Origin of the sequence: Ohtaekwangia koreensis, assembly GCF_900167975.1 — a bacterium.
Taxonomy (GTDB): Bacteria; Bacteroidota; Bacteroidia; order Cytophagales; family Cyclobacteriaceae; genus Ohtaekwangia; species Ohtaekwangia koreensis.
This window is the reverse complement of sequence record NZ_FUZU01000001.1, coordinates 2565331-2582964: the sequence shown is the minus strand read 5'-3', so window position 1 is coordinate 2582964 and position 17634 is coordinate 2565331. Positions and strand designations below refer to the sequence as shown.

General features: G+C 39.3%; 18 protein-coding genes. 6 read left to right on the top strand and 12 right to left on the bottom strand.

All coding sequences use genetic code 11. The annotated features are described in order from the left end of the window. Window positions 1-61: 61 nt before the first annotated feature. The 3 genes from arsB to B5Y40_RS10390 are packed head-to-tail and all read right to left on the bottom strand — an operon-like array spanning window position 62 to window position 2133. Window positions 62-1099, bottom strand: coding sequence for an ACR3 family arsenite efflux transporter (arsB, locus tag B5Y40_RS10400; RefSeq protein WP_079686600.1), 1038 nt, complete (start codon window positions 1097-1099; stop codon window positions 62-64). A 5-nt stretch (window positions 1100-1104) separates the two neighbouring features. After that, window positions 1105-1746 (bottom strand): low molecular weight phosphatase family protein, encoded by a 642-nt coding sequence (locus B5Y40_RS10395; RefSeq protein ID WP_245840513.1) that lies wholly within the window; start codon window positions 1744-1746, stop codon window positions 1105-1107. Window positions 1747-1803: 57 nt separating this feature from the next. Beyond that, a complete protein-coding gene (locus B5Y40_RS10390) occupies window positions 1804-2133 on the bottom strand; it encodes an ArsR/SmtB family transcription factor (RefSeq protein ID WP_079686599.1) in 330 nt (109 codons plus the stop codon). Window positions 2134-2242: 109 nt separating this feature from the next. Here B5Y40_RS10390 and B5Y40_RS10385 point away from each other — a divergent pair, with 109 nt between their 5' ends. Continuing rightward, window positions 2243-4234 (top strand): M1 family metallopeptidase, encoded by a 1992-nt coding sequence (locus tag B5Y40_RS10385; protein WP_079686598.1) that lies wholly within the window; start codon window positions 2243-2245, stop codon window positions 4232-4234. Window positions 4235-4365: 131 nt separating this feature from the next. Here B5Y40_RS10385 and B5Y40_RS10380 read toward each other — a convergent pair whose 3' ends face one another. From B5Y40_RS10380 to B5Y40_RS10370, 3 genes are all read right to left on the bottom strand, one after another. Then, window positions 4366-5367, bottom strand: coding sequence for an NADP-dependent oxidoreductase (locus tag B5Y40_RS10380; protein ID WP_079686597.1), 1002 nt, complete (start codon window positions 5365-5367; stop codon window positions 4366-4368). A gap of 35 nt (window positions 5368-5402) precedes the next feature. After that, window positions 5403-6338 carry an alpha/beta fold hydrolase gene (locus tag B5Y40_RS10375; protein ID WP_221408890.1) on the bottom strand — a complete coding sequence of 312 codons (936 nt, stop codon included), beginning with the start codon at window positions 6336-6338 and terminating at the stop codon, window positions 5403-5405. Between the two features lie 123 nt (window positions 6339-6461). Continuing rightward, complete coding sequence (locus B5Y40_RS10370) at window positions 6462-7265, bottom strand: SDR family oxidoreductase (protein WP_079686596.1); 804 nt, start codon at window positions 7263-7265, stop codon at window positions 6462-6464. A 177-nt stretch (window positions 7266-7442) separates the two neighbouring features. On the opposite strand from B5Y40_RS10370, the gene B5Y40_RS10365 reads away from it, so the two are divergent. Continuing rightward, window positions 7443-7676: a winged helix-turn-helix transcriptional regulator gene (locus B5Y40_RS10365; protein WP_221408889.1), complete on the top strand. Its 234-nt coding sequence runs from the start codon at window positions 7443-7445 to the stop codon at window positions 7674-7676. A 140-nt stretch (window positions 7677-7816) separates the two neighbouring features. Here the strand turns inward: B5Y40_RS10365 and B5Y40_RS10360 are convergent, their stop codons facing one another. Both B5Y40_RS10360 and B5Y40_RS10355 read right to left on the bottom strand, forming a co-directional pair. Beyond that, window positions 7817-8707 (bottom strand): DUF6929 family protein, encoded by an 891-nt coding sequence (locus tag B5Y40_RS10360; RefSeq protein ID WP_079686595.1) that lies wholly within the window; start codon window positions 8705-8707, stop codon window positions 7817-7819. A gap of 73 nt (window positions 8708-8780) precedes the next feature. Further along, window positions 8781-9170 (bottom strand): DUF4345 family protein, encoded by a 390-nt coding sequence (locus B5Y40_RS10355; RefSeq protein ID WP_079686594.1) that lies wholly within the window; start codon window positions 9168-9170, stop codon window positions 8781-8783. A gap of 202 nt (window positions 9171-9372) precedes the next feature. Between B5Y40_RS10355 and B5Y40_RS10350 the strand changes: the two genes are divergently transcribed. After that, complete coding sequence (locus B5Y40_RS10350; protein ID WP_079686593.1) at window positions 9373-9783, top strand: winged helix-turn-helix transcriptional regulator; 411 nt, start codon at window positions 9373-9375, stop codon at window positions 9781-9783. A gap of 155 nt (window positions 9784-9938) precedes the next feature. Here B5Y40_RS10350 and B5Y40_RS10345 read toward each other — a convergent pair whose 3' ends face one another. Then, the gene (locus tag B5Y40_RS10345) at window positions 9939-10328 is read right to left on the bottom strand and encodes a nuclear transport factor 2 family protein (protein ID WP_079686592.1); all 390 of its coding nucleotides are present in this window, start codon (window positions 10326-10328) and stop codon (window positions 9939-9941) included. A 105-nt stretch (window positions 10329-10433) separates the two neighbouring features. Here B5Y40_RS10345 and B5Y40_RS10340 point away from each other — a divergent pair, with 105 nt between their 5' ends. From B5Y40_RS10340 to B5Y40_RS30105, 3 genes are all read left to right on the top strand, one after another. Further along, the gene (locus B5Y40_RS10340) at window positions 10434-10766 is read left to right on the top strand and encodes a winged helix-turn-helix transcriptional regulator (RefSeq protein WP_079686591.1); all 333 of its coding nucleotides are present in this window, start codon (window positions 10434-10436) and stop codon (window positions 10764-10766) included. Between the two features lie 311 nt (window positions 10767-11077). Continuing rightward, a complete protein-coding gene (locus B5Y40_RS10335) occupies window positions 11078-12274 on the top strand; it encodes an amidohydrolase family protein (protein ID WP_221408888.1) in 1197 nt (398 codons plus the stop codon). 170 nt (window positions 12275-12444) lie between these two features. Next, window positions 12445-12636, top strand: coding sequence for an SH3 domain-containing protein (locus B5Y40_RS30105; RefSeq protein WP_079686589.1), 192 nt, complete (start codon window positions 12445-12447; stop codon window positions 12634-12636). 397 nt (window positions 12637-13033) lie between these two features. On the opposite strand, the gene B5Y40_RS10325 is transcribed toward B5Y40_RS30105, so the two are convergent. From B5Y40_RS10325 to B5Y40_RS10315, 3 genes are all read right to left on the bottom strand, one after another. Next, the gene (locus B5Y40_RS10325) at window positions 13034-14275 is read right to left on the bottom strand and encodes an IPT/TIG domain-containing protein (protein WP_079686588.1); all 1242 of its coding nucleotides are present in this window, start codon (window positions 14273-14275) and stop codon (window positions 13034-13036) included. A gap of 1013 nt (window positions 14276-15288) precedes the next feature. Next, window positions 15289-15780 carry a nuclear transport factor 2 family protein gene (locus tag B5Y40_RS10320; RefSeq protein ID WP_221408887.1) on the bottom strand — a complete coding sequence of 164 codons (492 nt, stop codon included), beginning with the start codon at window positions 15778-15780 and terminating at the stop codon, window positions 15289-15291. A 688-nt stretch (window positions 15781-16468) separates the two neighbouring features. Further along, the coding region (locus B5Y40_RS10315) for an IPT/TIG domain-containing protein (RefSeq protein ID WP_079687153.1) at window positions 16469-17634 on the bottom strand (1166 nt) is incomplete at its 5' end.

The window sequence follows — 17634 nt, the reverse complement described above, 5'->3', positions numbered from 1 at the left end:
TGTCACTTGATATATTCTTACTTTCATAGAACGAGAAGCCCTCGAAAAAGACGCATTTTTTTTAAACGGGATACATTTTTTTTCTAAACCAAAACGCCAGGTTCACCAATAAGATCAAAGCGGGAACTTCAATTAGAGGCCCGATAACGCCAACAAATGCCTGCCCTGAGTTAATTCCGAATACTCCGACAGCAACAGCAATGGCCAATTCAAAATTATTGCCCGTTGCCGTAAACGAAACGGAAGCGTTCTCTGCATAATTAGCGCCCAGTCTCTTCGAAAGTATAAAACTTAATGTGAACATGATTATAAAATAGGCCACCAACGGTATAGCGATACGAATGACATCGAAGGGAATTTCCACGATCATCTTACCCTTGAAGCTAAACATGATTACAATCGTAAAAAGTAAAGCAATCAACGTAAGCGGACTTATTTTAGGAACGACATGTTTTATATACCAATCTTCTCCGCGTGTTTTCATAAAAAATCGCCTGACAAGAAAACCAGCGATAAACGGTACTCCCAGGTAGAGGAAAACGCTCTTGGCTACATCCGCCATGCTTATGTTTACGACATATCCCTCTATTCCAAAAACGGAAGGTAAAAATGTAATAAATAGCCAGGCAAATATACTATAGAACAGTACCTGAAAAATGCTATTCAATGCTACGAGTCCGGCTGCATACTCCTTATCTCCTTTTGCCAGATCGTTCCACACTAAAACCATGGCGATACAGCGGGCTAGTCCAATCAGAATTAATCCGATCATATAGTCTGGCTTATCACGCAGAAAAATTATAGCCAGCAAGAACATTAATATCGGCCCTATAATCCAATTCAAGATCAGCGACAGACTGATAATTTTTATATTCTTAAATACTTTGCCAAGATGCTCATACCTTACCTTAGCGAGTGGCGGAAACATCATCACTATAAGTCCTACAGCGATTAGAACGTTGGTAGTTCCTACCTGAAAGTTTGCCATGTATTGTTCCATGGGAAGGAAGTTTCCAAGCATCACTCCCAGGATCATTGCGATGAAAATCCAAAGAGTAAGGTAGCGATCCAGGAAGCCAAGCTGCTTTTCATTATTCATAATTCCTAAAATCTAACTTGTGAAAATGCAAACAATACTTCCTTGCCGATTTGGTAAACTCTTTCAGTATACTTGGCTTCCTCCAGAGGCGTGTCATCGAACTCCTTCGGATCATCATACCGAAGTGGAATTCTTGCTTCAGCACCAAATACTACAGGACAATTCTCATCAGCATGCGAACAGGTCATTACTGCTGCAAAGTTTTTATTATGATTAAAGGGATCATCATACGTCTTGGAAAATGCTTTTATAGCGGGTATATCCGAAGAATATTTTACATCATATATAGGATTCGCGCCTTCTGACATTTTTGATATTGAGAACCCTGCAGACTGCATGGCCCGTACAGCTCTCGGATTAAATGCTGTCGCTTCCGTTCCTCCTGAAAAACAAAAGACATTGGGAATGTTATAATAATGTGCTGCAGTTTGAGCCCAAATCTGAGACAGATGGCTCCTACGAGAATTATGAGTACAAATAAAATTCAAGTATACATTTTGATTACTTGCAATCTTATTCTGAATGAAGAATGTCAACGTATTCAGTATCTCAAAACGCGCAGAGGGAATTTCATCAAACCCGCTGGTTAACTGCATGACTGTGGATGTTAATGAAGGAAGTAATATTCCTTTTTCGACTGCGGGCATATGCTGGTGTTTATTGGTAAATAGTATATTGAAACTTACAGTATAGTGGTATAAATTTTAGCAGCAGTCTTTCTTTGAAATATATTGCGAGAATATATTCAGGAACATTTCTCGTGCTTCTTCCCAGACTTTCTCGTCAATACAATAATTGACTTTCGGGCCTTCAACCTCACCTTTAATTATACCAATGCTTTTCAGCTCTTTAAGATGCTGGTTAATGGTAGACTGCGATAGTGGAAGCACATCAACCAGATCATTGCAAATACACGTTTGATTACCAAGGAGGTATTCAATTATCGCTACCCTTGCCGGATGATCAAATGCTTTTGCCAGATGGGCAATCCTATTCTGGCGTTTTTTAAATAATTCTGACTTGGTAATTCCCATTTGATTTTGTCATACCGCAATATTACGGTATGACAAAATCAAAAACAACATACCGACTGGCATTTTATAGTATATTAGCAAACATTAGTAAACCTTGGTTGAACCACCTATGAATCGCATTATTGCCATTTTCTGCCTTTTTATTCTTCTTAAAACGACTTTAGTTCAATCTCAGGAGCAGCCAAAATCAAAGTATATAGCTTCTGATTTATTTTCTGCTTCGTCCTTTTTACCGATAGGCAATTCATACCGTTCTGCCACAGGCGAACCAGGTCCGGCATATTGGCAAAATCGGGTTGACTATAAAATTGACGTAACCCTCGACGACAAAGCTGAAGTCATTACGGGAACTGAAACAATTATATACTCTAACAACAGTCCAAATGAACTTTCATTTTTATGGTTGCAGATGGACCAGAATGTATACAAAAAGCACTCAAAGGGACTGGACAGTAAACTGTTTCTGACAAGCCAAGCGACCGATCCAAAATTCGAAGGCGGTTTTGTCATTGAGTCTGTCATGCTGAGCAATTCCAAAGCAGCACAGTATGAAGGCACATATAGTATACATGATACGCGAATGAAGATTGAGCTCCAGGAACCACTTTCCTCGGGAAAACAGCTTTCATTCCAGGTAAAGTATAGTTACAAATTCCCGAGAAATTTCAGGAACGCTGATTTTAATGTGAATCGTACCGATATACTATCCACTAAAAATGGTGACATCTATTCCGTGGCACAATGGTATCCGCGTCTTTGTGTATTGGACGATGTCAATGGCTGGAACACACTTCCCTATCTGGGCAATGGCGAATTCTATTTAGAGTATGGAAATTTTGATGTTAACATCACGCTGCCTTCAGCCTACATCGTTGAAGCATCTGGCGATCTTCTCAACCCTGGAGATGTATTGACTCCCTCACAACTCGAACGTTGGAACAAAGCAAAGTTGTCTGACAAAAAAGTATATATACAGACAGCTGAAGAAGTTACCCAAGTTGCTTCACGACCTTCAAAACCTTTTTGTACCTGGAAATTCAAATTAACTTCTGCACGGGATTTTGCCTGGACAGCTTCAAAATCATTTGTATGGGAAGGCATTGGGATTAGTTTACCGAGCGGAAGAAAAGTACTGGGAAGCTCGCTATATCCAATTGAGTCGAAGCTTGCTCAAAGTTGGGAACGTTCAGGGGAGTATATAAAATTTACGCTGCAAAACTTCTCTCAAACATGGTATGAATACCCCTACAACAAGGCCGTGAATGTTGCATCAAACCTGGATGGCATGGAGTACCCCGGCCTTGTTTTTTGTTCTGCAAAAGATAAAGGCAACATGTATTGGGCTGTGGTTAACCATGAACTTGGACATACCTGGTTTCCGATGATTGTAGGAAGTAACGAACGGAGATATGCCTGGATGGACGAAGGACTAAATGCGTTTATGGATAACATGGCTACCAGAGAATTTAATGGTGGCGAATTTATAGGGTATCCTGAAATTGATATACCGGTCGAAGGGCTCTTCGCTGATTCACTTGTTCCCATCATGACCCGACCCGATGTTATTCCGGGAAATGAAGTATATACTGTACAATATCAAAAGGTAGCATATTTACTCACGCTGCTGCGGGAACATATCGTAGGGAAAGAACGGTTTGATTTCGCCTTCCGAAAGTATATCCGTGACTGGGCCTACAAGCATCCAACACCGTGGGACTTTTTCAGCAGCATCAACAATTCAACGGGCGAAGACCTTAACTGGTTTTGGAAATCTATGTTCCTCGAAAATTACGCGCTGGATCAAAGCGTAACTAAAATTATAAATCCTGCCAAAGGACAAATTGGAAAAGCCATAGTCATTGTTGAAAATATGGAACGGGCTGCAATGCCTTTACAGATCGAAATTACCTATGAAAATGGGAACAAAGAGTTTCATAATTTTCCAGTAGAAATCTGGGAGCAAGGATCTGTTTACAAGTTTACCCCAGATTCCGATGGTGCTATCAGTAAGGTGGCTATAGATCCTAAAGGTATATTTCCGGATCGTAATATTACCAACAATGTCTGGGACGGTAAGCAGACTTCGTTGAGAGGTAATTAATCTGCATGTGCAATGATACTAAAACCTGACGCCACCACGACCTCAGGTTTTTTATTTATTGTCCATACTGAGACTAGATACTCCTACCCTCCCCTATATAATTAACAAAAAAGATTCACACTATAAATATACTATTTGATTCTTACTACGACCTTTCCTTTTGCACGTCCGGATTCCACATACTTTATAGCTTCATGCGTTTCTTCGAAAGGGTATACTTTGTCCATTACAGGTCGTATGATACCAGCTTCGATGAGAGAAGTGATCTTGCTTAATTGCTCACCTTCTGCCCTCATAAAAAGAAATGAGAAACCAACACGAAGACGTCTGGCTTTCTTCCGAACACCAGCGCTCAACAGACGCACTATTAATTTCATGAACCAAGGTAATCCGATTTCATTCGCAAAATCCGGATCTGGCGGCCCTGAGATTGAAATGAGTTTTCCTCCTGGCTTGAGAATGCGCAAAGATTTCTCAAGGGTCTTGGCATCCTGACTATTTAAAACCAGATCGTAATCACGAAGTATAGTCTCGAAGTCATTCTTTTTGTAATCGATCACTATATCTGCACCGAGGCTTTTCACCAATTCAGTGTTTGCACTGCTGGTTGTAGTTGCGACAATAGCACCCAAGTGTTTGGCCAACTGAATTGCAAATGTACCCACACCACCAGAACCAGCCTGAATAAAAACTTTTTGTCCTTTTTTCAGATTTCCTTTTTCAATCAATGCCTGCCAGGCCGTTAAACCAACCAAGGGTATAGATGCAGCTTCCTCCATAGTGAGGTTCTTCGGTTTAATAGCTACATCCTTTTCATCCATTGAAATGAATTCTGCGAACGTACCAATTCTGTCCTTATCAGGCCTTGCATATACTTCGTCACCGGGTTTGAATCTCCTTACACGAGAGCCCACCTTTGTTATGACACCTGCTACATCATTGCCTAATATAAGGGGTAATGTATAGGGCAATATGATTTTAAATTCTCCCGCACTAATTTTGGAATCGAGTAGATTTATACTGGCAGCATGGACTTGAACCAACACGTCATTTTCTCGCAGTTCCGGTTCAGCGGTTTCTGTAATGCGTCCGCCATTTTTACTTTTATAACGATCGATGATGAATGCCTTCATAATTTTAGTTTTTTATGTTTTAACAGAAAGCGAGATTACTGCGCCAGAAATTCAAGTGCTTTTTTAACAAACTCCTCATGATACTGAAATATACCACCATGTCCTGCATCTTTATAAATGATAAGCTCCGAATTTTGGATACGCTTACTTAAATCTTCTGTATTGCTGCTCGGCACCATTCTGTCATTGTCGCCATTAACGACTAACACCGGTTGCTTTATCACTGATAAATCTTGTGATGATTGCAGTCCCCATGCATGTATAGCTTTTAGTTGCCTTTGAAAATTACTGACTTTCATTTTTTTATCGCGGTTTTCTTTCCGTTCTTCCAACCGGCTTAAAAATTCTTTTGCAGACTTTTTCCCGTTTTTATTTCTGTTGAAAAAAAGATATGTCTTGGCATCCTTGAATGTCAGAAGACCTCTGAAAATATCTAAGTAGGTAATTCTTGTAACATTTTTAATTCCTTCACCACCAGCAGGACCAGTTCCTGCTATAATAGCTTTACGAACGAGCGCTGGCTCTTGAAGTAATATTTCCTGTGATATAAAACCGCCTAATGAAAAGCCAACCAAATCAACTTTCTCATACCCTAAGGCATGAATAAATGCTCTCGCATCTTTTGCCATTTCGGCAATTGTCTTTGGAGTTTTTCCCTCCGTTCCGCCCACGCCTCGATTATCAAAACAAATTATCTGGTAGTGTGAAGCAATGCCATCCATAATACGTGGATCACAGTTATCCATTGTAGCGGCTAAGTGATTTAGAAAGATTACCGGTACACCGGTATTGGTTCCGAGTTTACGATACACAAACTTTGTTCCCTGGACATCGATGGTTTGTGTTGGTACATTTTGATAGATGGTGCTTTGCATGACAGTTTTAGGGTTATCACTTGCGCTGGCGATTTGCGCAGATGCGTGTGTTATTGTAAGCAGGCATAAGTAAAATATGATATGTTGTTTTTTCATGATTCAAAAGTGTTCAGAACAGATAGCTTGATTGTTTACACGGATAGGATTTAACGCTATAGGTGTCGGTATATTAATCGCGCCTCTATGCTATAGATCGACTATATATTTTCAGTTTGTTAATTATTTTGTGGCATTCACTCTTTTCAAAATAGCGCCTTCAAAAGTATGGTAAGCAACCCGTTGTAGCGTGAGAAAAATCGATGCGCCCTTCCCTACCGGATAGCTGAATTTGGGAGCTTTTTCATTTACAACTTTCAACACGGTATGTACCACTGGTTCAGGACCAGCTGCATTGTCAAATTCGCGCTTTGTGAACGCTGCAATTTGTTGTCGGAATGTCTGGTAATCATGTATTATACCTGTGGACTTGATTGCATTGTCACCTATACTGGTTTTGAAACCCATAGGCTCCACTATACTTACCTTGATATTGAATTGATTTAACTCAAATCGTAGCGACTTGAAATATCCTTCCAGAGCATGTTTTGAAGCCGAGTAATATGAGACATTTGGTAGACCAATTAAACCAAGAATAGATCCTATGGTAATTATTTTCCCATGCGCCTGCTTTCTAAAATAGGGAAGTATTTGGTTTGTGAGTTTAACAGTTCCCCAAAAGTTTGTTTCCAATTGTTGCCTTCCAAGTTCAATAGAAGTTTCTTCTGCAAGTCCAGTCACTAAATACCCAGCGTTGTTTATAAGTACATCCAACTGATCAATCTGAGAGAACAGCCGCTTACCAAAAGATTCAATTGAACTATCATCAGCAATGTCCAGTGCTAAAAATTTAAAAGGCAGTTTACCTATATATTTTTCCGGATTACGACTTGTGCCAATTACATGATGGCCACTGTCATGAAGTTTTTGGGCGATAAGAAGTCCAAAACCCGAGGAAGCTCCGGTAACTAGAATTGTTTGTTTCATTTCATGTTTTCATTATATTTACTTGCAATATGCAAGTGCAAAGATAATAACAACTTGCAATATGCAAGTGATTTTAAATTATTTTTTATGACTCGCGCAAAAAAGATCAGATTGTCCGGTTGGCCGCTCTCCTGATATATGGGGAGATAAGTGGTCTCTGTTGATTATCAGAGACTGATGACTGCAAAGCAGTATACTTACGGTGACTTCTTAAAGCCGCCTGAACGAATAGCCACGAATATCCTGGCTTCCAGATTACACGTGCTGGAAGAAAACAAAATCATTGAGAAACTGGAGCACCCTGATAGTAAAGCAAAAGTGTTATATAAATTGACTCGTAAAGGGAATGATTTACTGCCTGTAGTGATTGAAAATAAACATATGGGCCGAAAAATACTTCCCTATTCCTGATGAACTTAATCTATAGATGTTTTCTATAGATTACTCTCAAGATCATTTGCAATTTGTATGAAATCAAAAACATAGTGTAAGAAGATTATTCTACAAATAACCCCTATAAATACATATACTTATTCGCTTAGGCGAACGCCTTAAGAAGGAATTGGCATTTTTACTTTGAATAGTTTACTTTCTCCCTGATCGTTGTCGGAAATGAGATGAATTATCATCGAGTTACCCTCAATCTGGGCTATACACAAACCTTCTATTTTTTCGCGCGCAAAATCCGAATGTATATCAGGCAGGCAAACTATCCCTTCAATCGTAAAAACACTATTCATAATTTTACTTCCGAAATTCCGGATCCAGCCGATATAACTATTACCAATCGCCCCATCGTTATAGGCAGTGTCCGTGTCCTCGCTTGACAGTGCGATGAGCAGAAGATCTAAAGATACTTCATAGTATATTTCAGAAACTCCAGGGACGTTGCTTGAGAAGGAAGGAACCTGGAGCGGAGTTACCCTCATCACTACTTCACTTTGATTATTCCAGAAACGCTCATCGGTTATGATCAAATGATTTGTTATATTTTTTCTGTTACCTCTGTTACTAATAACAAGACTGGTTCCCATGAACGCTACACCTTCAAAGTTCACCTCATCAACGCCAGATGACAGCACACGATCAACAAAAATATCCGTGTCGATTATACTCGATTGACTGAGATCAAGTTTGCGTTCTTGAAATGGAATGAGATAAATCTTTTTTCGCAGTCGTTTTGAACCGGAGCCCATGATGAGTAAATGCTCCATACCATCTATACTCAGAAAGGATGAAGCTTCGAAGTCTGTCTTTTCCTTCTTCGGAATTCTTTTCTCGGGATGCTCAAAGAGTTGTACCGAACCAATCTTTTCATAGGAAGAATCAAGTATCAAAATACTACTTGCATCATCGCCTACAAGAAATAATTTATCATCGTAAAAATTGATGGAGGAACCAGAGGGAAAATCCGGAAGAAATAAAGATTTCAATAAGTGCATAGGCTATATCATATAAAACTTATCGCATGTTGGCTTTACACACTTCAAAGTTTCATTCATTCTCCCCTGCTCGTCAAACTCGTTTTTTTGAAGTATCTAATTGTTTAGAAGCAAAATACAATACAGTAATTATAAAAACTTCCACTACTATGGGTGGCATTACTGCATTTGTCCAGCCATCAACCATAACGCTAAATATTCTGCCAAAAAGTATTACCAATATAAGCAACTGCGAAGAATGATACCATGTTTTATTTCTGGTCAGCAATCCCATAAGCAGTATCATGCTAATTCCTATAAGCATTCCGCTGATCGCTCCCCGAAACGTATTAAAGGTTAATACGCTCTCTAGTTTTATACCATATTGTTCGAATGTATTAGAGGGGAAAAACATATTTCTTACCCCTAAAAATAAGAGCATGATGATACTCACGATCACTAAAATATTAACGATCTGTTTCATTTATCTGATTATTAAAATTTGAAAACTATTTAACCTTTACTTAAGATTTGCTTTTTACTATTCGCAGACCTTTTGGCCACCAATATGTGCTTTCATAAATATGTTTGCTCTTTTTCGAGCGGTTTTGTAATTTTGCTTGCATAATGCAAGTGCAAATATCAACAATCACTTTCATAATGCAAGTGATTAAAAGGAAACATTTATGGCAAAATCCAAAAAAAGATCAGATTGTCCGGTTAGCTGTTCTCTTGATGTGTGGGGAGATAAGTGGTCTCTGCTGATTATCAGAGACCTGATGACAGCAAAACAATGTACATATGGTGATTTTTTAAAGTCACCGGAAGGAATAGCCACCAACATCCTGGCCTCCAGATTGCAGGCGCTGGAAGAAAACAAGATCATAGAAAAACTAGATCATCCAGACAGTAAGGCGAAAGTGCTATATAAATTAACACGCAAAGGAATCGACTTGCTCCCTATCATGATTGAAATAAATGTATGGGCTGAAAAATATTTCACTATACCCGAAGATAGGAAGCAACTGCTGAAAGAGGTTAAAAAAGATAAACCAGGATTTGTAAAAGCATTTACGAAGGAATTGGAGAAGGCATAATAAATGTATACTTACTTTCCGGTGAGTATAAAGCTATAGCAACAAAGAGGAACCCGAAGTTGCTATAGCTTTATTATTAAAAATTAACTTTCTGTAGAAGACCTGCAGCTAAATTCGAATTTAACCTTTGTGCTGCTGCGCATATACCTATATAATCAGACTCCCCAAAAATCATCTTCTTGGTTCTGATCTTCTGAAAAAAGCCACACGTTGATAATTTTTCCGTCCTTTACTCCATATAGGTCTATACCCGTCATATCTAAACTTTTGCCTTCGCATAGGGCACTGAAACGAACAGGTGCAGACACCAAATTAGCGTTTACCATCATGGCTCCATTGGGCTGAATGACCAAAGTGCCTTTGGTATATTCCATCATCTTTGAAAGCATTTCACCAATTTGTTCCGGTTTGTTCTTAGTATCGGAAAACTTATTGTTACCAGGTTGGTGCCACTTCGCTTCCAAACTAAAAAAAGAAAAGGCTTTCGGAATGTCTCCTTTTCCAAGCGCGTCTGAAAACGCTGTGATTACTTCTTTCGCTGTCATATTCTTTATAATTTCCGTATGCAAGATTACTCTTATACATACCTTTGTACAAGTACATACCTGCTGGTAGGGTACTTACCCAATGGTCAGAATTATTATTAATCAATGAAAAAGAATCAGAAAGAAATCAAGGCATCGGATGAGAATTGTCCTGTAAGAAGGGCGCTTGGATTACTGGGAGGTAAATGGACCTTGCTCATCTTATTCCAGATCAATGATCGCGTGATGCGATATGGTGAGTTAAAAAGAGCCATCCCTGGCATCAGTGAAAAAGTTTTAATCCAGGAACTGAATTCCCTGGTCGAAAACAAACTTGTTTCCAAAAAATCCTACCATGAAATTCCTCCACGAGTAGAATACCGGTTAACAAAAATGGGATTGAAGACACTGCCTATTGCTGATGAATTAGCTTCTTTTGGATTAGAAAACTCAGTATAAACCAATCACCATTCGGCATCACCAGCAGTTAAATAAATATAGGGGCCAGTCTGCTACGGGTTAAAAACCAATTTAAGAATATATATATATACCATAACTGAAACAAAGCCTGAAGTCTTTATGGCTTCAGGCTTTTAATTTGCGCAAACTGACAGTATCTTATCAATCTGTATTACTTATTCGTGCTTTAACTGTGTGATCAATTTCTTACCGCCTTATTACACAAAAGGGTTATTGACCTACAACCTATAAAGCATTTGATTTGTCTGTAATAATGAAGTTATCACTACACCTCCAAATGTATTATCGCTATGCGTCAGACTATCTCAAATATGGACCGAAGGACTGCCCTAAGAAATATTTCCTCATTGGTAGCGGCGACAGCGCTGCCTCTTTCTGTTGAAGCAAAAGATGAAGCTTCATCATCGGATAAGTTGCCTAAACAACAATTGCGTAAAATTGCCACCGAAGAAGCGTTCAATATTCCTGAAATAGCTGAAGCTATATCTGATGTTGTGAAGCAAGGCGGCACAAACCTGGATTTACTTCTTTTGAAACAAATCTATGATGCTCCCCGCACTACAACACCTCCACCCTCAGCGCAAGTGAATGCTGCCGACCGGGACCGTGTTGCCTTAAGCCTCTTGCCAAAGCTTCTTGATTTGAATGAGATACGGTTAGCTGACATGGATACAAATAGTGTCGATATGCAAGTTCTTTCACTGGCAATGCCAGGCATACAAATTTTTGAACGTAGTAGAGCTGCACAATTGGCCAGTCTTTCAAATGACCGTTTAGCGGAAGCCATTCGCCGCAATCCAAAACGATTCGCGGGTCTCGCTAGTTTTGCACCTCAAGATCCAGTCGTTGCTGCAAAAGAAATGCAACGGGCAATCAATGAACTAAAGCTAAATGGTTTTATTGTCAACTCTCATACTGAAAACTCCTATCTTGATGAACCGCGATTTTGGCCAATCCTGGAAGCCGCTGAAGCACTAGGCGCACCGTTGTACATTCATCCACGTGCTCCCTCCGATGGCATGGCCGCTCCTTTTCGTGACTATCGTTTAGAAGGAGCCGTTTGGGGCTATGGTCTTGAGACAAGTACACATATACTTCGTCTGATATTCAGTGGCGTCTTAGATAAGTTTCCTAAGCTTCAAATTATTATTGGACATATGGGTGAGGCATTGCCCTTCTGGTTATGGCGACTCGACTTCATGGGCGCACCAGGCGCACGTGCGGGCCGTAAGAATGCCCTTAAGCCAAGTGAATATTTTCAACGCAACATTACCATTACAACAAGTGGTGTTGAAGACCCGCTCGCTCTTCGCTTCTGCATTGATAAGATAGGGATCGATCGTATTATGTGGGCAATTGATTATCCTTTCCAGCCTACGGCACCGGCTGTCGCGTTTATTGAATCAGCCCAACTCTCCGAAACGGAGCGCGCTAAAATTGCTCATGGAAATGCAGAGCGTATTTTCAAGATCAAGACTGCGAACTAACACTATATATATACTAACCGGACACCTGAGGTATACTGACAATCGTTATCTAAGAAAACGTTGCTGGCACAATAAGGTTTGATTATATATATAATTAGTTTGGAACCACTTTGCATGCTTGGCAAGGTACTTCTCACATTAAAATTTAGGATGGTTTAGTCACCTCTCAAATAGCAAGAGACCAACCAAGTTCAAGTGCAAGAGTTTTGCTAACAATTCCTCACAACGAGATAGTCGGTATCATAGACAAAAATGGCGGTAGCGAGACAATTTCTGGACGTACAGCAAATTGGTATAAAGTTGATTTCAAGGGCAAAGAAGGTTGGTTGTGGGGCGGATATATCGAAATATACCCTCATTGAAGTATGTCATTGTCGAAGATGGTGTCGGCTAAAATATATTTCACAAACAAGTATTGTTGCACTATATGTATATCTATTACATCATTGCAAGTAAACATTCGCCTGTGCTATACTTAAATCGATTTATAGCTATAACAGATTAATGGTTCCAAAACCTTTGATTGGTCAATTAAGACGTTGTGAGAATTTCGAGGGGATAGAGAATCGAACAGATATCTTCTAACAAAAAAAGCCCGAAGTCATGAAGACTTCAGGCTTTAAATCTTAAATGTAGACTGGAGGGTCACTATTTCGAACCTTTTCATTCAGGATTTACTAAGAATTAGGTTCTTTTTAAGATACACAACCAAGTCCAGGTATAAATATGATGCCACTGCGTTATAAAAGATAAAAAAAATCATTTCACATAAATGGCAGTGGCACCGGCATGGCTAGTACCATCGGTAAGGCTTACAGCGTTTCCGTTCTTCCAGTATTTGGCTGCGTAATAGTCACCAGCCAATTCGGAACCCGCAACATACACATCACTACCTATCACGAAAATGGAACTTAGCCCTCCACCACTTGAGCTGCTGTAGATGTTTACAGAAACTTCGTTCTTCCAGTACTTGCATGTGGTTACGCTTCCCTTGTGTTGGTAGCCGGCCACATATACATCGCTACCAGCTACAAAAATAGAAGTAGCACTATATGCATCGTTAAGGTATCTGGCTGTTCCATTTTTCCAGTACTTGGCTAAATAATCTGTTTCATTGTATTCATAGCCGGCCACATACACATCACTACCGGCCACAAAAATAGAGTTAGCAACCAACCCATCGGATAGATTTACACCCATTCCATTCTTCCAATACTTGGCTGCTGCATTAGTGCCGTTCGATTCTCTGCCAGCGACATACACATCATTGCCAGCAACGAAAATTGAAGTAGCTTTTGCATTCTGTGTGCCATCGGTAAGCTCAACTGCTGCTCCGTTCTTCCAATATTTAGCTACTGACCTGCTTCCGTTAGATTCGTAACCTGCAACATACACGTCATTACCAGCAACGAAAATAGATTCGACATACGCTGCATTTGAGCCATCGGTAAGATTTACGACTGCTCCGTTCTTCCAGTATTTGGCTATTGTTTTACTGCCGTTAGATTCATTGCCGGCCACATATATATCACTGCCTGCTACAAAAATAGAAGTAGCAGTTGATTCTTTAGTTTCATCGGTAAGGCTCGTTGGTATTCCATTTTTCCAGTACTTAGCTACACCATTTGTTCCGTTGTATTCCTGCCCTGCCACGTACACAGACGGTATGTAAACAAAGTCATTTAATGAAGTTATTGTCTGCGTGCCTAGTTGTATAGTTATTTTGCCTGTAGTTGTTCCTATAGGTACTGTTACTGTGAGTGCAGTAGCTGTGGCGGCCGTCACGGTTGCTTCTGTGCCATTAAACTTGACAATGTTTTCACTTGTAACGGTGCTGAAGTTTTTCCCGTTGATAGTCACAATTGTTCCCTCCGTTCCTTCAGTAGGTGAAAAACCGGTTATGGATGGAGATGCTGTTGAGGAATCATCATCGTTACATGAATTAAATACGAGTAAAACTGCCAATAGCAATACGGACTTAGCGCACACAATAAATTTCATTTAGTTTTATATTTAAGGGTTCAAGGGTGAAAAATAGGTTTTCGGAACCCCAAATGTATGGTAAAATTACCTATATACACACTGCTCATCAGCATTTATATATACCTAATTTATAGGATATACAAATATTAAATAAAACACTACTAAATATTGTATCAAATTAACATCTCACTTGCTGTACTTAAATACAGTACTTAACAAAACCTCCGCGTATAATTCTAAACGAACCTGGCATTTGCTTCATAGTAAACAGCTTTCTAAAAAGAATTACTCTACAAAGAATATATCCCACAATAAGAATTGCTAGGTGCCAATCATAAATCAAGACACCTATTACAAGTCAATTTATCGTTATTGCAGGTGAAAGTTAGAGCACTCTTGACACTCAAGTAAAAGAGTTGCTATACTTGTTCCGTCAGTAAGATTTACGCATTTAAAGTGTACCATGTTCTCATCAAAATGGGCCACTCAATTTGCTATTTTGTTTAAACAAAACAGTTCTTCCAAAGACGAATTATCCATCTATAATTTATACCTCGTTTAAATCAAGGATATGCAATAGACGACTATACATATATAGCGTAATGAGGTTGTTTGTGAAATATATTTAGCATACTACGAATACTTATTTGCAAGTAAATATTCGCCTGCCCTATACTCGAATCGATTTATAGTTATGACAGATTGAGAGGTTCGAACACGCTTGATTAGTCAAATTAGGAAACCTTGATTTTGTAAGAATTTCGAGCATCCAATGAACCGAACAGGATTACTTCGAACCAAAAAAAGCCTGAAACCGTAAAGATTTCAGGCTTTTTGATGTTATGTAAACTGGAGGGTCGGTATTTCGAACCTTTTCCTTCAGGATTTACTGAAAATCAAGTTTTTTAGAGACTAAAACTCGCTGCCAAGCTTCAGCTTTGTCAAGTGAACATATCATGTTTTTAAGAGAATTTATTAAGACAAAAGACAAATTTTAACTTCCACATGGTATAGTCCACCTTTTAGATTGTTTAGTGTTGTTTGGTGTCATTAAACTGCCAAAGCACATTTACAATTTTCCAAGTTCCATTTAGTTTGACAATGTGCATATAGTCAATCCATTCGTCAGCAATTAATTTTACAGACGCTGTCCGCTCCGAAACATCGAGCATTTTTACCTCTTTCTTTGGCGAGGATGGAAACTTATCACCATTCTTATTATAGCTTTCGGCAAGTAAGACCATAGATTCAGTAGTTGTCTCTCGAACATAGTCTTTGCCTGTTGCTTTGTCTTTCCAAAATGTCCTCTTTACCATTCTTGGATGCAAGGCACGTTCCATTTGTAAAGGATTTGGTTTGTGTTGTGATTCAATGTAATCAAGAGCCGCTTGTTTTATTTCTAGACTGTCTTGCTTAGTCTGTCCAAAAATAGTGCTGCCTGTCAGAAGTAATACAAGGCTTAAAAAAAGAAATCGTATGATCATCCTGTTTGTAATTATTAGTTTTAAAAACTTTTTTCTCAATGTTTGATTGTTAGTCGTTTTACACCGCTAACAATTGGCTAACCGCATGTAGCATATATTGCGATATATATATGAATGTCGTTTATATTCCTTTTGTCCGTCATGACTTTGCAATGCCAGTGGCCAATTCAGTTGAGCCACCCAATATCCACGAAATCTCAGGCATCTCAAAATTGTACTATTAATTTCTCAAGTGGACTTTTAATATCTTTAGTAGTTGCTACTTGTTTAAAAAAACCAGCTTTTCTAAAGGCGAATTATCCATCTATAATGTATACCTCGCTTAAATAAAGGATATGCAATTGATCGTGTGTCATGGTCGAAGATGGTTGTGTGCTAAAATATATTTCACAAAAGCATCGTTGCGCGATATGTATATCTATTACATCATTGCAAGTAACTTCGCCTGCACTATACTTAAATCGATTTATAGTTATAACGGATTATGGTTCAAAATTTTTGATTGGTCAATTAGGACGTTGTGAGAATTTCGAGGGCGATAGAGAATCGAACAGATATCTTCTAACAAAAAAGCCCGAAGTCATGAAGACTTCAGGCTTTAAATCTTAAATGTAGACTGGAGGGTCGGTAGTTCGAACCTTTTCCGTCAAGATTTATTGAGACTCAAGGTTTTTACGAATCTTCAACAAATCCAGATAGTATCACCTCATTCTGAAAAACAAAAAACTCATTTCACATAAATACCTTCGGCAAATGCACCGTTAGAACCATCGGTAAGGTCTACAGCTGTTCCATTCTTCCAGTATTTGGCGACCTGGTTATTCCCGTCATGTCCATAACCGGCTACATACACATCACTACCAACCACAAAGATAGCCCCTCCACCACCACCGGATGAGCTACTGTAAAGGTCTACAGAAACTCCATTCTTCCAGTATTTAGTTACGGTTGCTTTTCCATCGTATTTATAGCCGGATATATATACATTGTTGTCAGCTACAAAAACAGAACTAGCACTAAGTCCATCCGGAAGATTTATAGGTGTTCCATTTTTCCAATATTTGGCTAAATAATTTGTTCCATCGTATACTTCTCCCACCACATACACATCGCTGCCAGTCACAAAAATAGAGTTCGCGGCTATTCCCTCTGGCAGATTTACAGCTACTCCGTTCTTCCAATATTTAGCTACTGATTGACTACCGTTGGATTCGGAACCTGCGACATATACGTCATTACCTGTCACGAAAATTGAATTAGCAGATGCGCCATATGTACCATCGGTGAGATCTACTGCCGTTCCGTTCTTCCAAAACTTAGCCACCATCTTCGCTCCTTTGTATTCATAGCCGGCTACATATACATCACTACCAGCCACGAAAATAGATGCAGCATATGCTGCATTTGTACCGTCAGTAAGATTTACCTCTGTTTCATTCTTCCAATACTTAGCCACCTGCACAGCACCATAGTATTCGTTACCGACAACATACACATCGTTACCTGAAACGAAAACGGAATTAGCAAATGCGTTTCTGGTGCCATCCGTAAGATTGGTAGGTGTTCCATTCTTCCAAAACTTCGCGACATATTTTGTTCCATTGAATTCTTTACCTGCTACATATACATCTACAGGGACGGGTGGTATGTAAACAAAATCACTTGTTGAGGTCGCTGTCTGCGTGCCTACTTGTATGGTTATTTTGCCTGTAGTTGTTCCTATAGGTACTGTTACTGTGAGTGCAGTAGCTGTGGCGGCCGTCACGGTTGCTTCTGTGCCATTAAACTTGACAATGTTTTCACTTGTAACGGTGCTGAAGTTTTTCCCGTTGATAGTCACAATTGTTCCCTCCGTTCCTTCAGTAGGTGAAAAACCGGTTATGGATGGAGATG